Raw genomic sequence first — 17,848 nt, 5'->3', positions numbered from 1 at the left:
ATGTTCTTCACCCGCACCGCAGAGCAGGGCGACAAGCCCTTCCTGTGGCGCAAGAGCGAGGGCATATGGCATCCCTTGAGCTGGAATGAGGTCGCCGCGCAGGTCGCCGCCCTCTCCACCGCGCTCCGGTCCCTCGGCCTCAAACCCGGCGACCCGGTCATGCTGGTCAGCGAGAATCGCCCGGAATTCTGCATCGCCGACCTTGCCATCATGGCGGCGGGCTGCATCACCGTGCCGACCTACACCACCAACACCACCCGCGATCACCAACACATCCTGACCGACAGCGGCGCCCGCGCCGTCATCGTTTCGACCGCCAAGCTGGCCCAGGCGCTGATGCCCGCCGTCGTCCGGTCGCAGGCCAGTTTCGTCATCGGCATGGAGCCATTGCGCGGCGCGCAGGGACAGGCGACCTGCCATTTGTGGGACGATCTGATCGCCGCCCATCCTACCGACATCGCCAGCTGCGCCGCCGCCCAGACCGCGACCCGCAACGACCAGGCCTGCATCATCTACACCAGCGGCACCGGCGGCGCGCCGCGCGGGGTGATGCAGCATCATGGCGCGATCCTGCTCAATGCCGAGGGCGCAGGCACGATCGTCGCGGAAGATTTCGGCTGGGGCGAGGAAAGCTTCCTCTCCTTCCTCCCCCTCTCCCACGCCTATGAACATAGCGGCGGCCAGTTCCTGCCCATGCTGCTGGGCGGGCAAATCTATTATGCCGAAGGGTTGGAAAAACTCGCGAGCAATATCGAGGAAACCCGCCCGACCATCATGGTCGTCGTCCCCCGCCTGTTCGAAGTATTGCGCGCCCGCATCATCAAATCGATCGAGAAGCAGGGCAAATTCCCCACCTGGCTGATGGCACAGGCGCTGCGCATCGGCGCGAAGGAGCAGCAGGGCAAAGCCTCGATCCTCGACCGGCCCCTGAAGGCCGTTCTCGCCCGCACGCTTATCCCCAAGATCCGCGCCCGCTTCGGCGGCCGGCTCAAGGCGCTCGTGTCCGGCGGCGCGCCGCTCAACCCCGATGTCGGCCTGTTCTTCGACGCGATGGGCCTCACCCTGCTCCAGGGCTATGGCCAGACCGAGGCGGGACCGGTGGTCAGCTGCAACCGCCCCCGCGCCGGGATCGCCATGGATACGGTCGGCCCGCCGCTCAAAGGGGTGGAGGTCAAGATCGCCGACGATGGCGAAATCCTCGTGCGTGGCGAACTGGTCATGCACGGCTATTGGCGCAACCCGGCCGAAACCGAAAAAGTGCTGAAGGATGGCTGGCTCCACACCGGCGACATTGGCGAATTTGATGGCCAGGGCCGCATCCGCATCACCGACCGCAAAAAAGACCTGATCGTCAATGACAAGGGCGACAATGTCTCCCCGCAAAAGGTCGAGGGGATGCTGACGCTTCAGAATGAGATCGGCCAGGCCATGGTCCATGGCGACCGGCGGCCCTATCTGGTCGGCCTGATCGTCCCCGACGCGGAATGGACCCGCGAATGGGCGCAGGCCAATGGCGTCGCGCCCGCCGATGCCCCGGCAAACCCCGCCTATATCGCGGCGCTGCGCGCGGCGGTGGACCGGGTCAATGCCGACCTGTCGGTGATCGAACGGGTCCGCCGCTTCATCCTGGCCGACGAACCTTTCACCATCGACAATGAGGAAATGACCCCGTCGATGAAAATCCGCCGCCACATCATCCGCAAACGCTATGCCGATCGGATGGACGCGCTCTACAAGGGATGAAGGGCTTGATGGCACTGCGTCCCATGGCCATAGCGGCGGCGATCATCGCCAGCGCGCCACTCTCCGCCGCGCCATCAGGCCCGGCCAGCATCGCCGAGCATCAGCGCCAATGCGCGGGCAAGGATGGCTGGAGCGACCCCGCCCCGCCCGTCCGCATCTTCGCCAATGTCTATGATGTCGGCAGTTGCGGCATCACCGTGCTGCTGATCACCGGATCGAAGGGCCACATCCTGATCGACGCGGCCACCGCGCAGGCCGTCCCGTCGATCATCGCGAATATCGAGCGGCTGGGTCTCCGCCCCACAGACGTCAAATATCTGCTCACCACCCATGAACATGTCGATCATGTCGGCGGCCTGCACGCCATCCAGCAACGCACCGGCGCAACCCTGATCGCGTCGGCGGCGGCCCGACCGATGCTGGAAAGCGGCACCCCGGCCAGCGATGATCCGCAACGCGGCAGCATCCCCGATTTCGCCGGCGCGCGCGTCGGGCGCATCGTCAAGGATGGCGAGACCATCGCGCTGGGGTCGCTGCGCCTGACCGTCCATCTGACGCCGGGCCATTCGCCGGGCGGCACCAGCTGGTCCTGGACCGCCTGCGCTGGCAAAAGCTGCCGCAGGATCGTCTATGCCGACAGCCTCAGCGCGGTATCGGCGAACCATTATCGCTTTGCCGATCACCCCGCCTATGTCGCACGCCTGCGCGCCACCATCGCCAAGGTCGCGGCCCTGCGCTGCGACCTGCTCATCACCCCGCATCCCGCCTCCAGCAATCTCTACGATCGCCTCGCCGGAAAAGCCCCGCTGATCGACAGCAAAGCCTGCGCCACCTACGCCGCCACCGCGCGCAGCAATCTTGACCAGCGGCTCACTCGCGAAGCCGCTGCCGCCAAAGGGCGATAACGCTACCCCCCGTCGTCCCTGCGCAGGCGGGGACCCATCTCGGCTCCGACAATCCAATCGCGTGACGAGACATGGGTTCCCGCCAGCACCCTCACTTCCCCGGCGCGCGATAGGGTATGAAATCCCCCAGCGCGCAGCTGCCCGTGGTCATCCCCGTCATCAGATTGGCGCTGGTCGCGATGTCGCCGCGACAAAGCTGCGACCCGAAACTGCGGGTAATCATCGTATCGCCATAGGTCAGGCCGTTGCAGCTACCGATCAGCTCATTCTTGTAAATCAGCCGCCTGCTGACCCGGTAGAGCAGCACATTATTGCTGATTACGGTCAGGTTGGTCTGCGGCTCGCGGTTGATGCAGCTGACCTTCTCGCCCGCAACCTTACCCGCCAGCGCCTTGTCCAGCGTTGCGGCCTGCTTGTCGGTCAGCGGCGTGGGCGTATAGCTGCCGGTGCAGGCAGCCAGCATCAGGGGCGTCAGGCATATCCAGGCACGCATCACGGCTCTCCTCATTCTCTGCCCACAGGACGACAGCATAGCGCAGGTTCCGTCAGGCCGCATCCTTCGCGGCGCGGCGCTGCGCCAGCTCTTCCACGTCGCGCGCCCGCATGAAGATATTGGTCGCCCGCTCCAGCCCGATCGTCGTCGGCACCGTCGCCTCGCCGCGCGCCCGCGCCGCCTCGACCTCTGCCATCCGCACGGCCAGCGCCATGTTGTCCGGCTCCACCCCCAGCGCGAAGCGGCCGTTGGAGAGCGTATATTCATGCGCGCAATAGACCGCCGTATCCTCCGGCAACGCGCTCAGCCGCGCCATATTGGCGAACATCTGCGCCGCCGTCCCCTCGAACAATCGCCCGCAGCCCATCGCAAACAGCGTATCGCCGACAAAGACGATGGCGTCATCGGCCAGATGATAGGCAATATGCCCGGCAGTATGCGCCGGGACTTCCATCACGGTCGCCACATGCGTCCCGATCTGCACCCTGTCGCCCTCGCCCACCGTCCGGTCGAGCGTGCCGATCTTTGCCGCCTCCGCCGCCGGACCGGTAATCGTGCAGCCGGTTGCCGCCTTGATCGCCGCATTGCCGCCGACATGATCGCCATGCCAGTGCGTGTTCCAGATCTGGCCGATGGTCCAGCCGCGCTCTGCCGCTGCCGCCAGCACAGGATCGGCCACCGCCGGGTCGATCACCACCGTCTCGCCGCTCGCCGCGTCATGCATCAGCCAGACATAATTGTCGCTGAGCACGGGGATGCGGACCACCTCCAGCATCGCGCTTACCACGCGCCGATATTGGGCATCGACAGCCAGGGTTCGGCCGGGTCCAGCCGCCCGTCCTGCAACAGTTCGATCGAAATGCCGTCCGGCGTGCGCACGAACGCCATATGCCCGTCGCGCGGTGGCCGGTTGATCGTCACGCCCGCGTCCAGGAAACGCTGGCAGGTCTCGTAGATATTCTCGACCCGATAGGCGAGATGGCCGAAATTGCGCCCGCCATCATAGCTTTCCGCCGGACTGCCATCGGTCGGCGGCCAGTTATAGGTCAGCTCGACCTGCGCCTCCTCATCCCCCGGCGCGGCGAGATAAACCAACGTGAAACGCCCCTGTTCGCTGTCGAACCTTTTGACCTCTTTCAGGCCCAGCAGGTCGAAAAAGGCGATGCTTTTGTCCACGTCGGTCACACGGACCATGCTATGCAGATATTTGGGCAAGGGTCACTCCATTCGTCGCTATAAAGCAACGGTTCATCTCAGGACTGGCAGGACAGCCCCATAGATAAGGCCGCGCATCCCCCGAAGGAAGAGGAAAGCATTATGGCATTGGAATTGCGGGACAAGATATTGTTGGGCAGCGCCGCGCTGCTGGCGTTGGGCGTCATGAGCGGCGGTTATCTGCTGGGCGACGGGCTGAAGCGGGCCAAGGCGGCGGACCGATCGGTCACCGTCCGCGGCCTGGCTGAAAAGGATGTGACGGCGGACCTCGCCACCTGGTCGATCAGCTACTCGGCAACCGGCTTCGACCTGCCCTCGGTACGCGCCGAAATCGACAATAACACCCGCGAACTCAAGGCCTATTTCGCCAGCCTGGGCTTCAAGCCCGAAGCGCTCACCCCGGTCGGCGCGGGGGTGAACCAATATCTCAACAATGGTGTCAACAATATCACCATCACCCAGCGGATGTTGCTGCGCACCACCGACATCGCCCGCGCCCAGCGCGCCGTGGCGCAACAATTCGACCTCGTCCGCCGCGGCGTGACGCTCCAGGAAGGGTCGGGGATGCGCTACAGCTTTACCAAGCTGAATGACCTCAAGCCGCCCATGGTCGCCGCCGCCACCAAGGACGCGCGCAACGCCGCCGAACAATTCGCGCAGGACAGCGGCATCAGCGTCGGCAGCATCAAGAGCGCGACCCAGGGCTATTTCTCGATCGAGGCCCGCGACGGCGAAGGCGGTGACGGATCGAGCGACACCCCCTATAAAAAGGTCCGTGTCGTTACAACTGTAGATTTTTACCTTAAATAACAATGGTTTAGCTATATGGCGATAAAAACCATTTTATATGTCTAACTCGGTGTCGGCTTAACCGTGCCAGCGGCGGGCAATCGCGACAGATTGTCCGCCGCCGCCTTCCCTGCCGCTGTCGTCGGTGCCAGCCTGACCGCCCGCTGCCAGGCCGACCGCGCCACATCTGCATGATCGGTCAGAACGGCGATATTGCCCTCCTCCAGCGCCACTGACGCATCATCGGGCGACAGCTGCACCGCACGGGCAATATGCGCCTGCGCCAGCGCCATCTCGCCCGACCGCCGCGCCAGCGTCGCCGATAGCAGCCAGCCCAGCGGGTCCTTGGGCGCCTGTGCCAGTGCTACATCCAGCGAGTCCCGCGCCGCCGCCCCGTCGCCCAGCGCCACCAGCGCCCGCGCCCGATCGAGATGCACCTCGCCCTTCTCCATGCCGTCGGGCAGTCCCCGCGCCAGCGCCGCGTCGAAATCCTGCCGCGCCTTGGCCGCGTCTCCGCTGGCCAGCGCCGCATTGCCCGCCTGCGCCCACAGCCTTGCGCTCTGTGCCATCTCGGCGCTGCGCTCGGCCTCCTCGGCGGCCTGCTCGAACGCGACGATCGCCGGCGCCCAGCGCTCCGCCCGCGCATAGGCAAAGCCCATACAGTGCCGCGCATAGAAACTGCCGCCGTCGATCCGCCACTTCTGCGCAAAGGCGACCGCCGCATCGGGCGATTCGACCGCCTGATCCAGACAGGCCTGAAAGGGTGCCGCAAATTTGGCCGGGACCGGAATCCGCCCATCCTCCCGCGCCGCCGTCGCCTTGGGTGCCGCAACCGCCGCAGCAGCAGCCTCCTGCTTCTCCTTGCGGCTGCGGTTCATCACCGCCTCAATCTCCGGGTCATAGGCCTGAGCCAGCAACAGGATCGGCAGAAAAAGGGGCATCAGAGACTATCCAACAGGCTGGCGACGGTGCGGATCAGCAGGGCGATGTCGCAGTCGCGGGAAAGGCGGTGGTCGCCGTCCTTAACCAGCAGCGTCTGCACATCGGATGAACGCACCAGCCCCGCAGTCCGCAGCGCCGTCTCCCACGGCACATCATCGTCCCGCTGCCCCTGAAGCAGCCGCACCGGGCAGTCGATCGCGATCGGCCCATCGAGCAACCGCAGCGCCTGCCCCGATTCCCAGAAACCAAGCGTCGTCACATAGGGCTGGTCGCCATAGGGGGTCGGCTCTTCGATCCGCCCCTCGGTCATCAGCAATGCCTTGTCCGCGTCGGTAAAGCCCCAGTCGGTGAAATCCGGCGCCGCCGCGATCCCGACCAGCCCCGCCACCCGATCCGGCCGCGCCAGCGCCACCAGCAGCGCCAGCCAGCCGCCCATGGATGATCCCACCAGCACTACCGGACCCTCGACCAGTGCGTCGATCAGCAGCAGCACATCGTCCCGCCAGCTGGCCAGCGTCCCATCCACAAAGCGCCCCTCGCTCGCCCCACACCCCGCATAGTCCAGCCGCAGCATCGCCCGCCCGTTACGCACCGCCCAGGCATCCAGCGCGACCGCCTTACCCCCCTCCATGTCGGACATATAGCCCGGCAGAAAGACGATCGTCGGCCACATCCCGCTCCACTGCCGATAGGCCAGACGCAACCCGTCAGGCCGGACAAACAGGGCGGGCGGCACAAAGTCGGCATGGGTCATGGCAGGGCATCCTGTTGGGCAAAGGGCGTGATCGCCCATAACCCGCCTTTTTGCCCGAACCACAAAAATTATCCGCTTTCCTGCGTTGACAGCCCCAAGGGCAGCGGCTAGTTGCGCGCTCCTACCCCGTGCCCAGATGGCGGAATTGGTAGACGCACCAGCTTCAGGTGCTGGCGATCGCAAGGTCGTGGAGGTTCGAGTCCTCTTCTGGGCACCAATACTGGCTCTGGAGACGTCCAGCAGCATCCAGTAAGCGGCTGGTTTCACAGCATTTTTAGGCCGAGAATCGCCAGACACCGTCCGGCGAAATCCGGCTAAGGGCACCAGCAGCGACCACAAAATGCTGCTCTTTTTGGTGCCCTCGGATCGACCCGGCCTTGCTGGGAAAACGACCATGCTGACCTACATCCAGATCAATGCCGCCAAGCCGAGAGCGAAGGCCTGGAACCTTACCGATTCTCAGAATCTCTATCTCGTCATCCAGCCCAACGGCTCGAAGCTGTGGCGCTTCAACTACCGTTTTCTGGACAAACAGAAGAAGCTTCATCTCGGTGGATGGCCAACGGTAAGCCTCGCGGAGGCGCGTGTGCGGCGCGACGAGGCCAAGAAGAAGATTGCCGAGGGGATCGATCCGGCGCTGGAGAAAAAGCGCGCCCGGATCGCCGCCAAATACGCTGCTGCCAACACCTTCGAGGCGGTCGCCGAGGAATGGCTCGTCAAATGCGAGCGGGACGGTCTCGCGCCGGTGACCGTCGACAAGATCCGCTGGCTTCTCGCCAAGGCCTATCCATTGATCGGCACGATCCCGATCGCGCAGATCACACCGCATGAGGCGCTCGCCGTCCTTCGCAAGGTCGAGGCGACCGGCGCATACGAGAGCGCACGGCGCATGCGCAGCGTCCTGAGCCGCGTGTTCCGCTATGGCGTGGCGACGGTTCGGTGCGACAAGGATGTTGCCGCCGACCTTCGCGGTGCTATCGCCGTGCCGAAGGTCAAGCATTTCGCGGCCATCACGCGGCCGTCCGAGGTCGGCGCTTTGCTCCGGGCCATTGACGGCTACAGCGGCCACAAGGTCACCGTCATGGCAATGCGGCTCTCCCCCCATGTGCTGCTTCGGCCCGGCGAGCTGAGGCAGGCCGAATGGACCGATATCGATTTCGACGAGGCGATCTGGTTTATCCCTGCGGAGCGCATGAAGATGCGACGGCCGCACCGGGTGCCGCTGTCACGGCAGGTGATCGCGATGCTCAAGGAGCTTCACGAGCACACGCACTGGTGGAAATACCTGTTCCCGTGCCTCGGCAAGCCGCGCAAGGCGATGTCGGAGAATGCCGTCAACCAGGGCCTGCGCAAGCTCGGCTACACGACCGACCAGATGACCGCGCACGGCTTCCGGGCGATGGCCGCGACGCTGCTCAACGAGATGGGCGAATGGAACCCCGACGCGATCGAGCGCCAGCTCGCCCATGTCGACACCAACCAGGTCCGGCGAGCCTATGCTCGCGGCGAATATTGGGACGAGCGCGTCGTCATGATGCAGCGCTGGTCGGACTATCTCGACCAGCTGCGCGGCGGTGGGAAGATCCTACGGCCAGCCTTTCCGGCGGCGCGGCGCGCCTGATCGCCGGCCGTGGGCGTGCCGGTGTTCAGACAGGCACCGGCACGTTCCCCAAAATGACGCAGGCATTGTCCTAACGGTCTCACTGCAATTCCGTGAGCACGAAACATGTCGGGATATACGAAACCAGCCCCGCTAGCATTGCCCAAGCCCGGCGGCGTGTCCGTCGGAAGCCTGCCGCAGGCGAAGCGCCACAAGCGCAAGTTCGACGCGGTGATCACGATCGAGCAGCCGGGCGCCCGGCCAAACCTGCGACTACGGTTCGCGCCCGATCCCGGAAGGGCGCATCTCGTGCTCCAGTTCGAGGACGTCGACACCGACAGCCTCGGCATCCGCGTGGCGACGCTGGGAGACGTGGAGCGGGCAGTCGTCTTCGCGCGGGCTAGGATCGATCGCTCGCTGCTGGTGCATTGCTTCCACGGCGTGGGACGCTCTGCCGGGATAGCGCTGGCGATCCTCGCCGACCGACTTGGTCCCGGAAATGAGGCGCAGGCGCTGGAACGATTGCTGGTGGTCCGGCCCGAAGTCACGCCGAACCTGGTCGTGGTAGCGCTCGCCGACCGGCTGCTCGAGCGATCAGGCAGTCTCGTCTCGGCGGTGGCGGCGTGGGAGGCGTTCGCACCGGGTCTTGCCGAGGCTCGCGCGACACGCCTGCACTTCGCCCGAACGCGTCCCGAACTCTACGCCCGCGCCCACGATGGCATCGATCGGTAGGCGGCCATCCAGTTCGGGGCGACTTCCGCGGAGGTTGCAATAAGCTGTCGGGTTCAAGCGAATGGCCGGTAGCCAACCTCAGCCGTCTGACGCCGCTCGACTGCGGGTCAATGCCTTCAGGCTCTCGAACTGAACCAGTGTGCAGCGGCCGACCTTCACCGTGTCGATGTCGCCGGATTGGATCAGCTCGTAGATCCTCGACCGGCTGAGACCGGTGATGCGGACGGCCGTCGAGATACGCACCGTAAGCGGCTCGATCTTCTGCTCCCAGGCCCGCTCGATCATGTCCGCCCCCTGCGCGCGTCGTCGCGCGCCCTGGCGAAGTTGCGGTCGCTGTCGAGGAACGACGCCAGCATCGCGGGGATCAGTTCGGCGACCGGCTCCTCGCGGCCATAGGCCTGCGCATAGACCGCGGCGTAATCGTTGAGGGCGCTCTGCAAGTCGGGCGTGATGGTGATGGCGAGCTTGACCGGCGTGCGATCCGGCAACTTGGCGAGTTTCAGATCAACCATTGGTCAACTCCCCGTTATGCCGCGCCACGGCACCAGGACAAGATCGCGGGTCACGAGCACTCGGACCGGCGCGCCCGGCCGGATCGTGAGTGTTGGCTGGATGTCGAGGTTACGCTGCGTGACCTGGTCGCCCGCCCGTGCCGTGTTCGATTGGGCGGACTCGCGGATGGCCTGAACGAGATCGGTTTCACCCGAGATCGACAATTCCGAGCCGACGCCGAGCAACGTGGCGATAGCCACGCCCTTCAGAAGCGCCCAAGTGTGAAAGTCGACCTTGTCGGCGAGACCCGAATAGCCTGCCGGATCGGTCGCGGGCATGTTGTCGAGCCGGATCGAGCCGCCATCGGGCAGGATGAGGCGCTGCCACACGACCAGCGCGCGACGCTGGCCGAACGCCACGACCGAATCGTATTTGCCGATCAACCGTGCACCCTGCGGCACCAGCAGGATGTTGCCCCTCACCGTGTCGAAGACGTTCTGGGTCACCTGCGCCGTGACCATGCCGGGCAGGTCGGAGTTCAGCCCGGTGATGAGGCTGGCTGCGATGACGCTGCCCGCGAGCAGGCTGTTCGGCGAGAGCGGCGAGACCAAGCTGCCTGAGTTGAGGTCACCGTCCTTTTCGCGTGCCGAAGCGAATTGCTCCTTGCGCGTGCCGGTGGCAGCTGGCGCTGGCAGTGCGCCTGACACGCCTGAGGCCGGATCGACTTCTAGCGAAACGGGAGCAGCACGGCTGGATTGCACCTGCGTCATCAATCCCGATTCCCGCGCGGCCTTGAGGTCGGCGAGGCGTTGCTGGCGTTCGGCCTCGGCGGTATCGACCCGCGTGGGTGGGGCGACGCCCTCCGCCTGTTGCTGCGCCCGCAGGATCGGCCGACCGAGGTCGCCGGGAAGCGGCGGCCCGAGCTTCGGCGCGTTGCCGTAGCTGGACGGCAAGCCGGATAGCGCGTCGGACGCCGGCTTCGACATCGGCTGCGAAAGCTCGCTTTCCTGGGCCACCTGTCGGAACACCTGCGGCTTAAGCGCCATCCAGGCGATTCCCATCAGGCTGACTGATCCAAGCGCCGCGATGCCGATGATCGCACCCTTGCGGAAGCGGATCGCCCGCGCCGGGCGCGAACGGATGGCCAAGGTCTCTGGATCGAGCTTTGGCTGCGGGGACTGGGGCGGCAAGCCCGATGCGGCTGGCGCAGGTGCAGCGGCCTCCGTCATGCGCCCCTCCGCTTGGCTGATGGCGCTGTGCGGTCGATGCGCACAATCTGCTGCTTCTTCAGGCCGAGACGAAGCTCCGCGGCGTCGAAGATCCGGTCGACGATGTAGAAGCGGCCGCTCAGCCGGTAGTTGACCAGCTCAGCCTTGCCCTCGCGGTCGACGAGAAACAGCGGCGGTGCCTCGCTACTCGCCAACGATGCGGGGAACTCCACATAGGTCCGCTGGCCGTCGTCGAAAGCGCGCAACGGACGCCATACAGGCTTGTCGCCGCTGATCGCGTAGTTGAAGTGAAGCGTCTCGACCGACAGTCCCGTAGCGACTGGCGCGGCGGCTCGCTCGCCTTCCGCCTTGCGTCGGAGCGCCAGCAACTCATCCTGCGGATAGGTCCAGCGCATCGACGACAGCGCGGTCGCCGAAGTGCTGACCAGCCGGACATGATAGGTGCGACGGTCTGTCGTAACGACAAGATTGGTGACGAGACCGCCCGAGAAGGGCTTCACGAGCAAATGCGTTTGCTTCGTCTCGCCGGAGCCGCTGGTAGTGTCGCCGATCACCCAACGCGCGGTATCCCCGCTCGCCACCGCGATCAGCGATTCACCGGACTGGAGGACGATGTCGGTCACCAGTCCGGGCGCCGTGTAGGCGATATAGATCGTACCCTCGCTCCAGGGATAGACCTGCGCGCCGCCGATGAACCCGGACGGCGCCGGCCGGAACGTCGCTTCGCGGTTGGCGGTCGCGACATGACGGATCGATCCCGCCGTTGTTTCAGGCTGGGCTAGTGCCGGCGCGGCGGTGAGAATGCCGACGAGCGCTGGAAGGATGGCCGATTTCATGGTTGCGTCTCCTGGGCGTTGATGGCCGGGGTGCCGGTCGCGGGATCGAGGGGCGATCCGGCGGGGATCGAGCTTGCGACAGTCGAGGGTATGTCCGCGGGTAACGCAGTCGGCGCAGGGCGCACGGGAGCCTCGCCGTCCAGTTCGCGGCTCCAGTCGACGGCGTCCACGTAAATGCCGAGCGGGTTCTTGCGCAGCACATCGGCGGATGCCGGCGGGCGGGTGACGGTCGTCAGGATCGCAGTCCAGCGGCTGGTGCCGGATTGCGAGCCGCGCTCGAAGGCGGTCTCGGTCCACTTCACCTGGAACGACTTGTCCGATGCCCGGACGACGCTGGTGACCTGCACCGACACGGTCCGCTCGCCGACATTGGCGAATGGCGCGGCTGATCGCGCATACTCGCCGAGGAACTGCGCGCCGCGCCTGGTGGCGAAGTCGTAGGCTTCAAGCCAGTCGCGGCGCATCAGCACCGGGTCGAGCGACACCGAGCGGACATTGGTGATGAAGTGCGACAGGTGCCATGCGACCTGCGGATCGGTCGGCCGGTAATCGACATCAGCGGCCTGTACGGCCCGAGCCTCACCCAGCCCGTCGACCTCGACGACATAGGGCGTGACGCGGCTCTGCAGCGACTGCCAGGCAAGGCCCGCCGACGTGCCAGCGGTTAGGGCGAGGCAACCGAACGCCATCAGTCGCCAGTTGCGCGCCTGCACACGAGCAGATCCGATCCGGTCGTCCCAGAGCTGGCCCGCACGCTGGTACGGCGTCTCGGGAGGGGGCGTGCGCCCGTAGCGCTGCGCACTTCGCTTGAAGAACATGGCTCAGTCGTTCCTTTCCTTGATGTCGGGGGTGGCGGACGCGCCGCCGCGGTCGCCCTGCTGGAGCGTATGGATTGCGACCTGACGCCGATGCCGGCTGGTCTGCTGGTCGCGCATCGCGCGCGCCCAGGCGGGCGTGCCGGTCTCCCCGCCGCCGCCCGGTCCACCCTGAGACGACGACGGAGAGTTCTGGGTCGAGTTCTGGTTAAGCGCGTTCCATGCCGCCTGGCGTCCGCTGGCAGTGGCCTCGCCCAGACCGAGCGCACTGCCGGCGCGCGACCTGGCGGCATTGCCGGCAGCACGCGCGACACCGCCGAGGCCCGCGCCGACCGATGGCGTGGCGGCCGTCTCGCGGCCGAGCTGGTAGGCGGTCGATGCGGCCGACCCCATTGCCGTGCCCGATCGCACTGCGCCCAATGCCGCCCCGCCAAGCGCCCGCGCGCCACCAGCGGCTGCGCCACCGGCCAGCATGGTCACGCCGGCCGCGCCGACGGCGGTGCCCAGCGCCGCGCCGGCACCCAGCTGCGGCGCGCCGGCGACGAGACCCGAGGCGATCGACGGACCGAAGATCCCGAGGCCAAATAGCGACAGACTGGCGAGCACGAGGCTCATGGCTTGCCCGATGTCGGGCTCCTGGCCCTGCAGCGCTTCGGTGAACTCGGTGAAGAAATTGGAGCCGATGCCGACGATGACGGCGAGCACCATAACCTTGATGCCCGAGCTTACGACATTGCCGAGCACGCGCTCGGCGAGAAAGCTGGTCCGGTTCCACAGCGCAAACGGCACGAGGATAAACCCGGCGAGGCTGGTCAGCTTGAACTCGAGGATACAGACGAACATTTGCACGGCTAGGATGAAGAAGGCGACGATCACCAGCGCCCAGGCGAACAGCAGCACCATGATCGTCAGGAAATTGTCGAAGAAGGTCGTGAACCCGACCATTTCGCTGGCCTGTTCGAGCAGCGGCCAGGCCGCCGAGAAGCCGGTGCCTGCAAGCCGTCCGGGCTTGAGCAGGTCGTCAGCCGAAAGCGTCCCACCGCCTGCGGTCAGTCCCGCCTGCGCGAACGAGCGGAAGATGATGTCGGCGAGCGTCGAGAAGCTGTTCAGGATGAACGCGAACGCGCCAATGTAGAGGATCTTCTTGAGAAAGCGGCCGATGACATTGTCCTCGCCGCCCATTGCCCAGAACAGCCCAGCGAGCGTGATGTCGATGCCGATCAGCGTCGCGGTCAGGAACCCGACATCGGGACCCAGCAACCCGAAACCGCTGTCGATGTAGGTGATGAACGCCTGCAGGAAGCGGTCGATGACGTTGAGGTCGTTCAAGTGGCTGCCTTCCTGCTGGCGATTGAAGAGGTGTCGCGGGACGCGGTGGGGGAGCTGGACCGCGCCCCGCGACGGCGACCGGGACGGGAGGGAACGCCGCCGGTCGCGAGTCCGGATCGAGCCTGTCGGCCCCGGGGGGGCTATCGGGGCGTGTAGGCCGATCCGGATCCGAGGAACTTCTTGGTCGCCGCGCGCGCTTCGGCAGCCTGGGTGGCGCGCCGCGCCTGTTCGACAGCTTCGCTGCGGAACTGCGCGGCCAACATGTGCTGGAGCTGGAACTGCTGCTTGGCCGTAAGCGCGAGTAGCTGGTTGGTGGCCTGCTGGGCTTGCAGCGATCCTTCGGCGCCCTGGCTGCGCGCGACGATGTCAGCGAGCGCCTCGGTATCGCTCTGGATGTTCTCGACCACTTGCGCCTGCACAGTCATCGTCTGGCGGAAGGCGCCCATGCTCGCATCGAGACGGGCTCGTGCGTCACGGACGCGGGCATCGGTCCGCAGCGCCGACGAGAAATCCTGCGGAAACAGCGACTGGAACTTGTCGTCGAGCTGGTCGACGCGGAAGTCGATCGCCTGGGCCCGTCCCATCAGCCGGTCGATCTCGGCGAGCTTCTGCTTGAGCGCATCGAGCTGCGGGAAGTCGATGCGGGTCAGGTTCTTCCCCATGTTGACCAGCATCTGCGCTTCATTCTGGAGCTGCTGGATTTGCTGGTTGACGGTCTGCAGCGTGCGCGCGGCGGTCAGGATGTTCTGCGCGTAATTGCTGGGATCGAACACGACGCCGCCGAATTGGGCGTGCGCCGGTGTGGCCGACATCACCAAGCCCATGCCGAGCGAACCAACGGTCCCGAGGCCGAGGGCCACCGCAATGACGTGCTTTCGAGTGGGGATACGCATTACTCTTCTCCTTCTTGGGGGGCTTGGGACGTGGACGGTTCTGAAGCTGGAAAGTCGGCGGCGAGATCGGCCGCCCAGTCGAGGCCGGCGTCGCGGAGGAAGCCGGCGGCAAAGCCGGAGCGGCCGTGCTCGGCGAGGACAGCGTCGATGCGCGCCTGCGCGACCGGGTCGGACGAGCCGCACAGCGCCAGCGTGACCGGGCCGAGGCCGAGTTCGAACAGCCGGTTGCCGCGCGCGGATTGGAGGTAATAATGCCGCTTGGGCGTGGCCCGGGCGATCAGCTCGATCTGGCGGTCGTTGAGCCCGAAGCGCGCATAGATGTCGTGGCCCTGCGGCTCGATCGCGCGGTCGTTGGGCAGCAGGATGCGCTGCGGACAACTCTCGATAATGGCGGGCGCGATCGCCGATCCGGCGATGTCGGCAAGGCTCTGGGTCGCGAACAGCACCGCGACATTCTTCTTGCGCAGCACTTTTAGCCATTCGCGAATTCGGGCGGCGAACAGCGGATGGTCGAGGAAGATCCAGGCTTCGTCGAGGATCAGTAGGGTCGGTCGGCCGTCGAACCGCTCCTCCAGCCGGTGGAACAGATAGGTTAGCACCGGCGCGACCGCGCCTGCTTGGCCCATCAGCGCCTCGGTCTCGAAACACTGGACGTCGGCGAGTGCGAGTTGCTGTTCGGCCGCGTCGAGCAACCGGCCGTGCGGGCCTTCGAGCGTGTAGGGCTGGAGCGCGATCCGCAGCGCATTCGACTGGAGCAGCAGCGCGAGGCCGGTCATGGTCCGCTCTTCGCGCGGTGCCGAGGCGAGGCTGCCGAGCGCGGTCCAGACCGCGTCCTTGGCCTCCGGCGTGACCGGCACATTTTCGGCGGCGAGCAGCGCCGCGATCCAGTCCGCGGCCCAGCTACGCTCGGTCGCATCGTCGATGCCGACCAGCGGCTGGAAGGCGAGCGCATCGCCATCAGCTTCGGCGGAGCCGAGCGCATGATGCGCGCCGCCCATCGCCAGCACCGCGGCGCGGGCCGAATTGCCCTTGTCGAAAATATAGACTTGCGCGTCGGCGTAGCGGCGAAACTGGAGCGCGATCAGGCTGAGCAGCACCGACTTGCCCGCACCGGTCGGCCCGACCACCATCATATGGCCAACATCGCCGACATGGGTGGACAGCCGGAATGGCGTCGAGCCGGCCGTCTTCGCTACCAGCAGCGGCGGTCCGTCGAGATGCGTGTTGCGCACCGGCCCGGCCCACACCGACGAGAGCGGCATCAAATGCGCGAGGTTGAGGGTATGGACCAGCGGCTGCCGGACATTGGCGTAGACATGACCGGGCAAGGACGAGAGCCAGGCCTCGACCGCGTTCACGCCTTCGCGCACACAGGTGCAGCCCAAGCCGTTGACGATCCGCTCGACCGCGCGGACCTTGTCCTCGACTGCAGTGCGGCTGCGATCGGTGACCGTAATTGTCGTGGTCAGATAGCCGAATGCGACATGGTCGCCGCCGAGCGCCTGCAGGGCGAGATCGGCATCGACCACCTTGTTGTCGGCATCGCTGTCGAGCAGTTGCGCAGGGCTATTGTAGAGCACCTCGCGCAACATCGCCGTGACCGACTTGCGCTTGTTGAACCATTGCCGCCGGAGCGAGGTCAGCGTCTTGGTCGCGAGCGTCTTGTCGAGCGCGATGAAGCGCGTGACCCAGCGGTAGCCGAAATCCTGATGGTTGAGCGCATCAAGGATGCCCGGTCGGCTCAGGCTCGGGAAGCCGAGGATGGTCAGCGTGCGGACGTGCAGGTCGCCGAGTCGCGGCTCCAGCCCGCCGACCAGCGGCGTGTCGGCGAGCACCGCGTCGAGATACATCGGCGTTTCCGGCGCGGCGACAGCGTGCCGGCGGTCCGAGATCGTGCCGTGAAGAAAGGTCAGCGTCGCGCCATCGTCGAGCGCTCGCACCTCGGGCATGAATCCGGCCAGCAGGTCGAGTACCCGGTCGGTGTCGGCGACGAAGCTCTCCAATGTGCCGCGCCAGTCGCGTTCCTTGTCGCCATCAGGCCGCTCGACCAGCGAGCGCCCGGCGCGATCGGTCGCATCGGCCGGCGGCAGCCAGGTCAGCGTCAGGTGGTAGCGGCTCTCGAAATGCGTGCCCTCGGCCTCGAATGCAGCCTGCCGCTCGCCATCGACCAGCCAGCTTGCCGCATCGGGAAAGGCGCTGTCGGGATAGGCCAGTGCCTCCCGTCGTTCGGCGTCGAAGAACAGCGCCCAGCCGCTGCCGAACCGCTTGAGCGCGTTGTTCGCCCGTGCGCAGGCGCCGACCAGTTCGGCCTCGGTGGCGGATTCGAGATCGGGACCACGGAACGTCAGCACCCGAAGGAAGCTGCCGTCCTTGTTGAGCACGACACCTGGGGCGACCAACGCTGCCCAGGGGAGATGGTCGGCGAGCCGCTCGGCGCGGTCGCGATATTCGCGCAGGCTCAGCATGCGAAATACCCCTTCTGGCGGATGTGGCGAAGCAGGACCGGCGCGAAACTCGGGTCGCGGCGGGCGGCCATCACCGCGACGCTGTGCCCGACTGCCCAAAGCAGGACACCGGCCAGCCATTGCTGGAGGCCGAGGCCGACGGCGGCGGCCAGCGTGCCATTGACGATTGCAAGGCCGCGCGGCGCGCCGCCGAGCAGCAGCGGACTGCCGAGCGAGCCGTGGATCGGCACCTCGAAGCCTTCGATATGCTGGCCGGCAAAGGCGGTTTGGGCGATCACGAGATCAGCGCTCCGCCGCCGAAGCTGAAGAAGGACAGGAAGAAGGACGAGGCGGCGAACGCGATCGAGAGGCCGAATACGATCTGGATGAGCCGCCGGAATCCGCCTGCGGTCTCGCCGAACGCGAGCGTCAGGCCGGTGACGATGATGATGATCACCGCCACGATCTTGGCGACCGGTCCCTGCACCGATTCCAGGACCTGTTGTAGCGGCTCTTCCCACGGCATGCCGGAGCCGGCAGCCTGGACCTGGGTGGCGAGCGTCAGTGCGAGGCCGAGGGCCGCGCCGATCAGCAGCGGGCGATTTCCGGGAAGTCGGATCAGTTGGGCACGCGTCAT

At 66.1% G+C, this 17,848-nt stretch carries 20 protein-coding genes and 1 tRNA gene; 6 read left to right on the top strand and 15 right to left on the bottom strand.

The window, feature by feature from the left end; genetic code table 11:
* Together Q0D44_RS12645 and bla are read left to right on the top strand one after the other, a co-directional pair.
* A complete protein-coding gene (locus tag Q0D44_RS12645; RefSeq protein WP_294137031.1) occupies positions 1-1,743 on the top strand; it encodes an AMP-dependent synthetase/ligase in 1,743 nt (580 codons plus the stop codon).
* A gap of 8 nt (positions 1,744-1,751) precedes the next feature.
* Positions 1,752-2,648, top strand: a complete 897-nt coding sequence (bla, locus tag Q0D44_RS12640) for a subclass B3 metallo-beta-lactamase (protein WP_294136949.1) — start codon at positions 1,752-1,754, stop codon at positions 2,646-2,648.
* Between the two features lie 91 nt (positions 2,649-2,739).
* On the opposite strand, the gene Q0D44_RS12635 is transcribed toward bla, so the two are convergent.
* From Q0D44_RS12635 to Q0D44_RS12625, 3 genes are read right to left on the bottom strand one after another with little or no spacing between them, the layout of a single operon-like run.
* Entirely contained in the window at positions 2,740-3,141 is a 402-nt protein-coding gene (locus Q0D44_RS12635) for a hypothetical protein (RefSeq protein ID WP_294136948.1), read from the bottom strand.
* Positions 3,142-3,193: 52 nt separating this feature from the next.
* Positions 3,194-3,916 carry a hydroxyacylglutathione hydrolase gene (gene gloB / locus Q0D44_RS12630; RefSeq protein ID WP_294136947.1) on the bottom strand — a complete coding sequence of 241 codons (723 nt, stop codon included), beginning with the start codon at positions 3,914-3,916 and terminating at the stop codon, positions 3,194-3,196.
* A 5-nt stretch (positions 3,917-3,921) separates the two neighbouring features.
* Positions 3,922-4,356 carry a VOC family protein gene (locus Q0D44_RS12625; RefSeq protein WP_294136946.1) on the bottom strand — a complete coding sequence of 145 codons (435 nt, stop codon included), beginning with the start codon at positions 4,354-4,356 and terminating at the stop codon, positions 3,922-3,924.
* A gap of 102 nt (positions 4,357-4,458) precedes the next feature.
* On the opposite strand from Q0D44_RS12625, the gene Q0D44_RS12620 reads away from it, so the two are divergent.
* The gene (locus Q0D44_RS12620; RefSeq protein ID WP_294136945.1) at positions 4,459-5,166 is read left to right on the top strand and encodes an SIMPL domain-containing protein; all 708 of its coding nucleotides are present in this window, start codon (positions 4,459-4,461) and stop codon (positions 5,164-5,166) included.
* Between the two features lie 41 nt (positions 5,167-5,207).
* Here the strand turns inward: Q0D44_RS12620 and Q0D44_RS12615 are convergent, their stop codons facing one another.
* Both Q0D44_RS12615 and Q0D44_RS12610 read right to left on the bottom strand, forming a co-directional pair.
* Positions 5,208-6,086 carry a tetratricopeptide repeat protein gene (locus tag Q0D44_RS12615; protein WP_294136944.1) on the bottom strand — a complete coding sequence of 293 codons (879 nt, stop codon included), beginning with the start codon at positions 6,084-6,086 and terminating at the stop codon, positions 5,208-5,210.
* On the bottom strand, positions 6,086-6,841 hold the full coding sequence (locus Q0D44_RS12610) for an alpha/beta hydrolase (RefSeq protein ID WP_294136943.1): 756 nt from the start codon (positions 6,839-6,841) through the stop codon (positions 6,086-6,088). The genes Q0D44_RS12615 and Q0D44_RS12610 overlap by 1 nt, the downstream gene beginning before the upstream one ends.
* Positions 6,842-6,971: 130 nt before the next feature.
* On the opposite strand from Q0D44_RS12610, the gene Q0D44_RS12605 reads away from it, so the two are divergent.
* From Q0D44_RS12605 to Q0D44_RS12595, 3 genes are all read left to right on the top strand, one after another.
* Positions 6,972-7,058: transfer RNA gene (locus Q0D44_RS12605), tRNA-Leu, on the top strand.
* A gap of 177 nt (positions 7,059-7,235) precedes the next feature.
* Positions 7,236-8,462 (top strand): integrase arm-type DNA-binding domain-containing protein, encoded by a 1,227-nt coding sequence (locus Q0D44_RS12600; protein ID WP_294136942.1) that lies wholly within the window; start codon positions 7,236-7,238, stop codon positions 8,460-8,462.
* Between the two features lie 105 nt (positions 8,463-8,567).
* Entirely contained in the window at positions 8,568-9,173 is a 606-nt protein-coding gene (locus Q0D44_RS12595; RefSeq protein WP_294136941.1) for a hypothetical protein, read from the top strand.
* Positions 9,174-9,251: 78 nt separating this feature from the next.
* Here Q0D44_RS12595 and Q0D44_RS12590 read toward each other — a convergent pair whose 3' ends face one another.
* From Q0D44_RS12590 to Q0D44_RS12545, 10 genes are all read right to left on the bottom strand, one after another.
* The gene (locus Q0D44_RS12590; protein WP_294136940.1) at positions 9,252-9,458 is read right to left on the bottom strand and encodes a helix-turn-helix domain-containing protein; all 207 of its coding nucleotides are present in this window, start codon (positions 9,456-9,458) and stop codon (positions 9,252-9,254) included.
* Positions 9,455-9,685, bottom strand: coding sequence for a DUF2274 domain-containing protein (locus Q0D44_RS12585; RefSeq protein ID WP_294136939.1), 231 nt, complete (start codon positions 9,683-9,685; stop codon positions 9,455-9,457). Before Q0D44_RS12585 ends, Q0D44_RS12590 begins: the two co-directional genes overlap by 4 nt.
* A gap of 3 nt (positions 9,686-9,688) precedes the next feature.
* Positions 9,689-10,894, bottom strand: a complete 1,206-nt coding sequence (locus Q0D44_RS12580) for a TrbI/VirB10 family protein (protein ID WP_294136938.1) — start codon at positions 10,892-10,894, stop codon at positions 9,689-9,691.
* Positions 10,891-11,730 carry a P-type conjugative transfer protein TrbG gene (gene trbG / locus Q0D44_RS12575; protein WP_294136937.1) on the bottom strand — a complete coding sequence of 280 codons (840 nt, stop codon included), beginning with the start codon at positions 11,728-11,730 and terminating at the stop codon, positions 10,891-10,893. Before trbG ends, Q0D44_RS12580 begins: the two co-directional genes overlap by 4 nt.
* Complete coding sequence (gene trbF / locus Q0D44_RS12570; protein ID WP_294136936.1) at positions 11,727-12,548, bottom strand: conjugal transfer protein TrbF; 822 nt, start codon at positions 12,546-12,548, stop codon at positions 11,727-11,729. The genes trbG and trbF overlap by 4 nt, the downstream gene beginning before the upstream one ends.
* Positions 12,549-12,551: 3 nt before the next feature.
* Positions 12,552-13,874 carry a P-type conjugative transfer protein TrbL gene (trbL, locus tag Q0D44_RS12565; RefSeq protein ID WP_294136935.1) on the bottom strand — a complete coding sequence of 441 codons (1,323 nt, stop codon included), beginning with the start codon at positions 13,872-13,874 and terminating at the stop codon, positions 12,552-12,554.
* A 140-nt stretch (positions 13,875-14,014) separates the two neighbouring features.
* Entirely contained in the window at positions 14,015-14,767 is a 753-nt protein-coding gene (gene trbJ / locus Q0D44_RS12560) for a P-type conjugative transfer protein TrbJ (RefSeq protein WP_294136934.1), read from the bottom strand.
* The gene (trbE, locus tag Q0D44_RS12555; protein ID WP_294136933.1) at positions 14,767-17,232 is read right to left on the bottom strand and encodes a conjugal transfer protein TrbE; all 2,466 of its coding nucleotides are present in this window, start codon (positions 17,230-17,232) and stop codon (positions 14,767-14,769) included. The genes trbJ and trbE overlap by 1 nt, the downstream gene beginning before the upstream one ends.
* The gene (locus Q0D44_RS12550) at positions 17,226-17,510 is read right to left on the bottom strand and encodes a VirB3 family type IV secretion system protein (protein ID WP_294136932.1); all 285 of its coding nucleotides are present in this window, start codon (positions 17,508-17,510) and stop codon (positions 17,226-17,228) included. The genes trbE and Q0D44_RS12550 overlap by 7 nt, the downstream gene beginning before the upstream one ends.
* On the bottom strand, positions 17,507-17,848 hold the full coding sequence (locus tag Q0D44_RS12545; RefSeq protein ID WP_294136931.1) for a TrbC/VirB2 family protein: 342 nt from the start codon (positions 17,846-17,848) through the stop codon (positions 17,507-17,509). Before Q0D44_RS12545 ends, Q0D44_RS12550 begins: the two co-directional genes overlap by 4 nt.

Origin of the sequence: Sphingobium sp., from assembly GCA_023266575.1 — a bacterium.
Classification (GTDB): domain Bacteria; phylum Pseudomonadota; class Alphaproteobacteria; order Sphingomonadales; family Sphingomonadaceae; genus Sphingobium.
The sequence above is the reverse complement of the archived record's forward strand: the minus strand, read 5'-3'. Positions and strand labels throughout refer to the sequence as shown.

Excerpts from the sequence above, each read along its gene's own strand:
- Q0D44_RS12620 (WP_294136945.1), top strand. The coding sequence starts at position 4,459 with ATGGCATTGGAATTGCGGGACAAGATATTGTTGGGCAGCGCCGCGCTG.
- Q0D44_RS12610 (WP_294136943.1), bottom strand. The coding sequence starts at position 6,841 with ATGACCCATGCCGACTTTGTGCCGCCCGCCCTGTTTGTCCGGCCTGAC.
- Q0D44_RS12645 (WP_294137031.1), top strand. The coding sequence starts at position 1 with ATGTTCTTCACCCGCACCGCAGAGCAGGGCGACAAGCCCTTCCTGTGG.
- Q0D44_RS12635 (WP_294136948.1), bottom strand. The coding sequence starts at position 3,141 with ATGCGTGCCTGGATATGCCTGACGCCCCTGATGCTGGCTGCCTGCACC.
- Q0D44_RS12580 (WP_294136938.1), bottom strand. The coding sequence starts at position 10,894 with ATGACGGAGGCCGCTGCACCTGCGCCAGCCGCATCGGGCTTGCCGCCC.
- trbJ (WP_294136934.1), bottom strand. The coding sequence starts at position 14,767 with ATGCGTATCCCCACTCGAAAGCACGTCATTGCGGTGGCCCTCGGCCTC.
- Q0D44_RS12545 (WP_294136931.1), bottom strand. The coding sequence starts at position 17,848 with ATGACGCGTGCCCAACTGATCCGACTTCCCGGAAATCGCCCGCTGCTG.
- Q0D44_RS12615 (WP_294136944.1), bottom strand. The coding sequence starts at position 6,086 with ATGCCCCTTTTTCTGCCGATCCTGTTGCTGGCTCAGGCCTATGACCCG.
- bla (WP_294136949.1), top strand. The coding sequence starts at position 1,752 with ATGGCACTGCGTCCCATGGCCATAGCGGCGGCGATCATCGCCAGCGCG.
- Q0D44_RS12600 (WP_294136942.1), top strand. The coding sequence starts at position 7,236 with ATGCTGACCTACATCCAGATCAATGCCGCCAAGCCGAGAGCGAAGGCC.
- gloB (WP_294136947.1), bottom strand. The coding sequence starts at position 3,916 with ATGCTGGAGGTGGTCCGCATCCCCGTGCTCAGCGACAATTATGTCTGG.
- Q0D44_RS12585 (WP_294136939.1), bottom strand. The coding sequence starts at position 9,685 with ATGGTTGATCTGAAACTCGCCAAGTTGCCGGATCGCACGCCGGTCAAG.
- trbF (WP_294136936.1), bottom strand. The coding sequence starts at position 12,548 with ATGTTCTTCAAGCGAAGTGCGCAGCGCTACGGGCGCACGCCCCCTCCC.
- trbE (WP_294136933.1), bottom strand. The coding sequence starts at position 17,232 with ATGCTGAGCCTGCGCGAATATCGCGACCGCGCCGAGCGGCTCGCCGAC.
- trbG (WP_294136937.1), bottom strand. The coding sequence starts at position 11,730 with ATGAAATCGGCCATCCTTCCAGCGCTCGTCGGCATTCTCACCGCCGCG.
- Q0D44_RS12590 (WP_294136940.1), bottom strand. The coding sequence starts at position 9,458 with ATGATCGAGCGGGCCTGGGAGCAGAAGATCGAGCCGCTTACGGTGCGT.
- Q0D44_RS12595 (WP_294136941.1), top strand. The coding sequence starts at position 8,568 with ATGTCGGGATATACGAAACCAGCCCCGCTAGCATTGCCCAAGCCCGGC.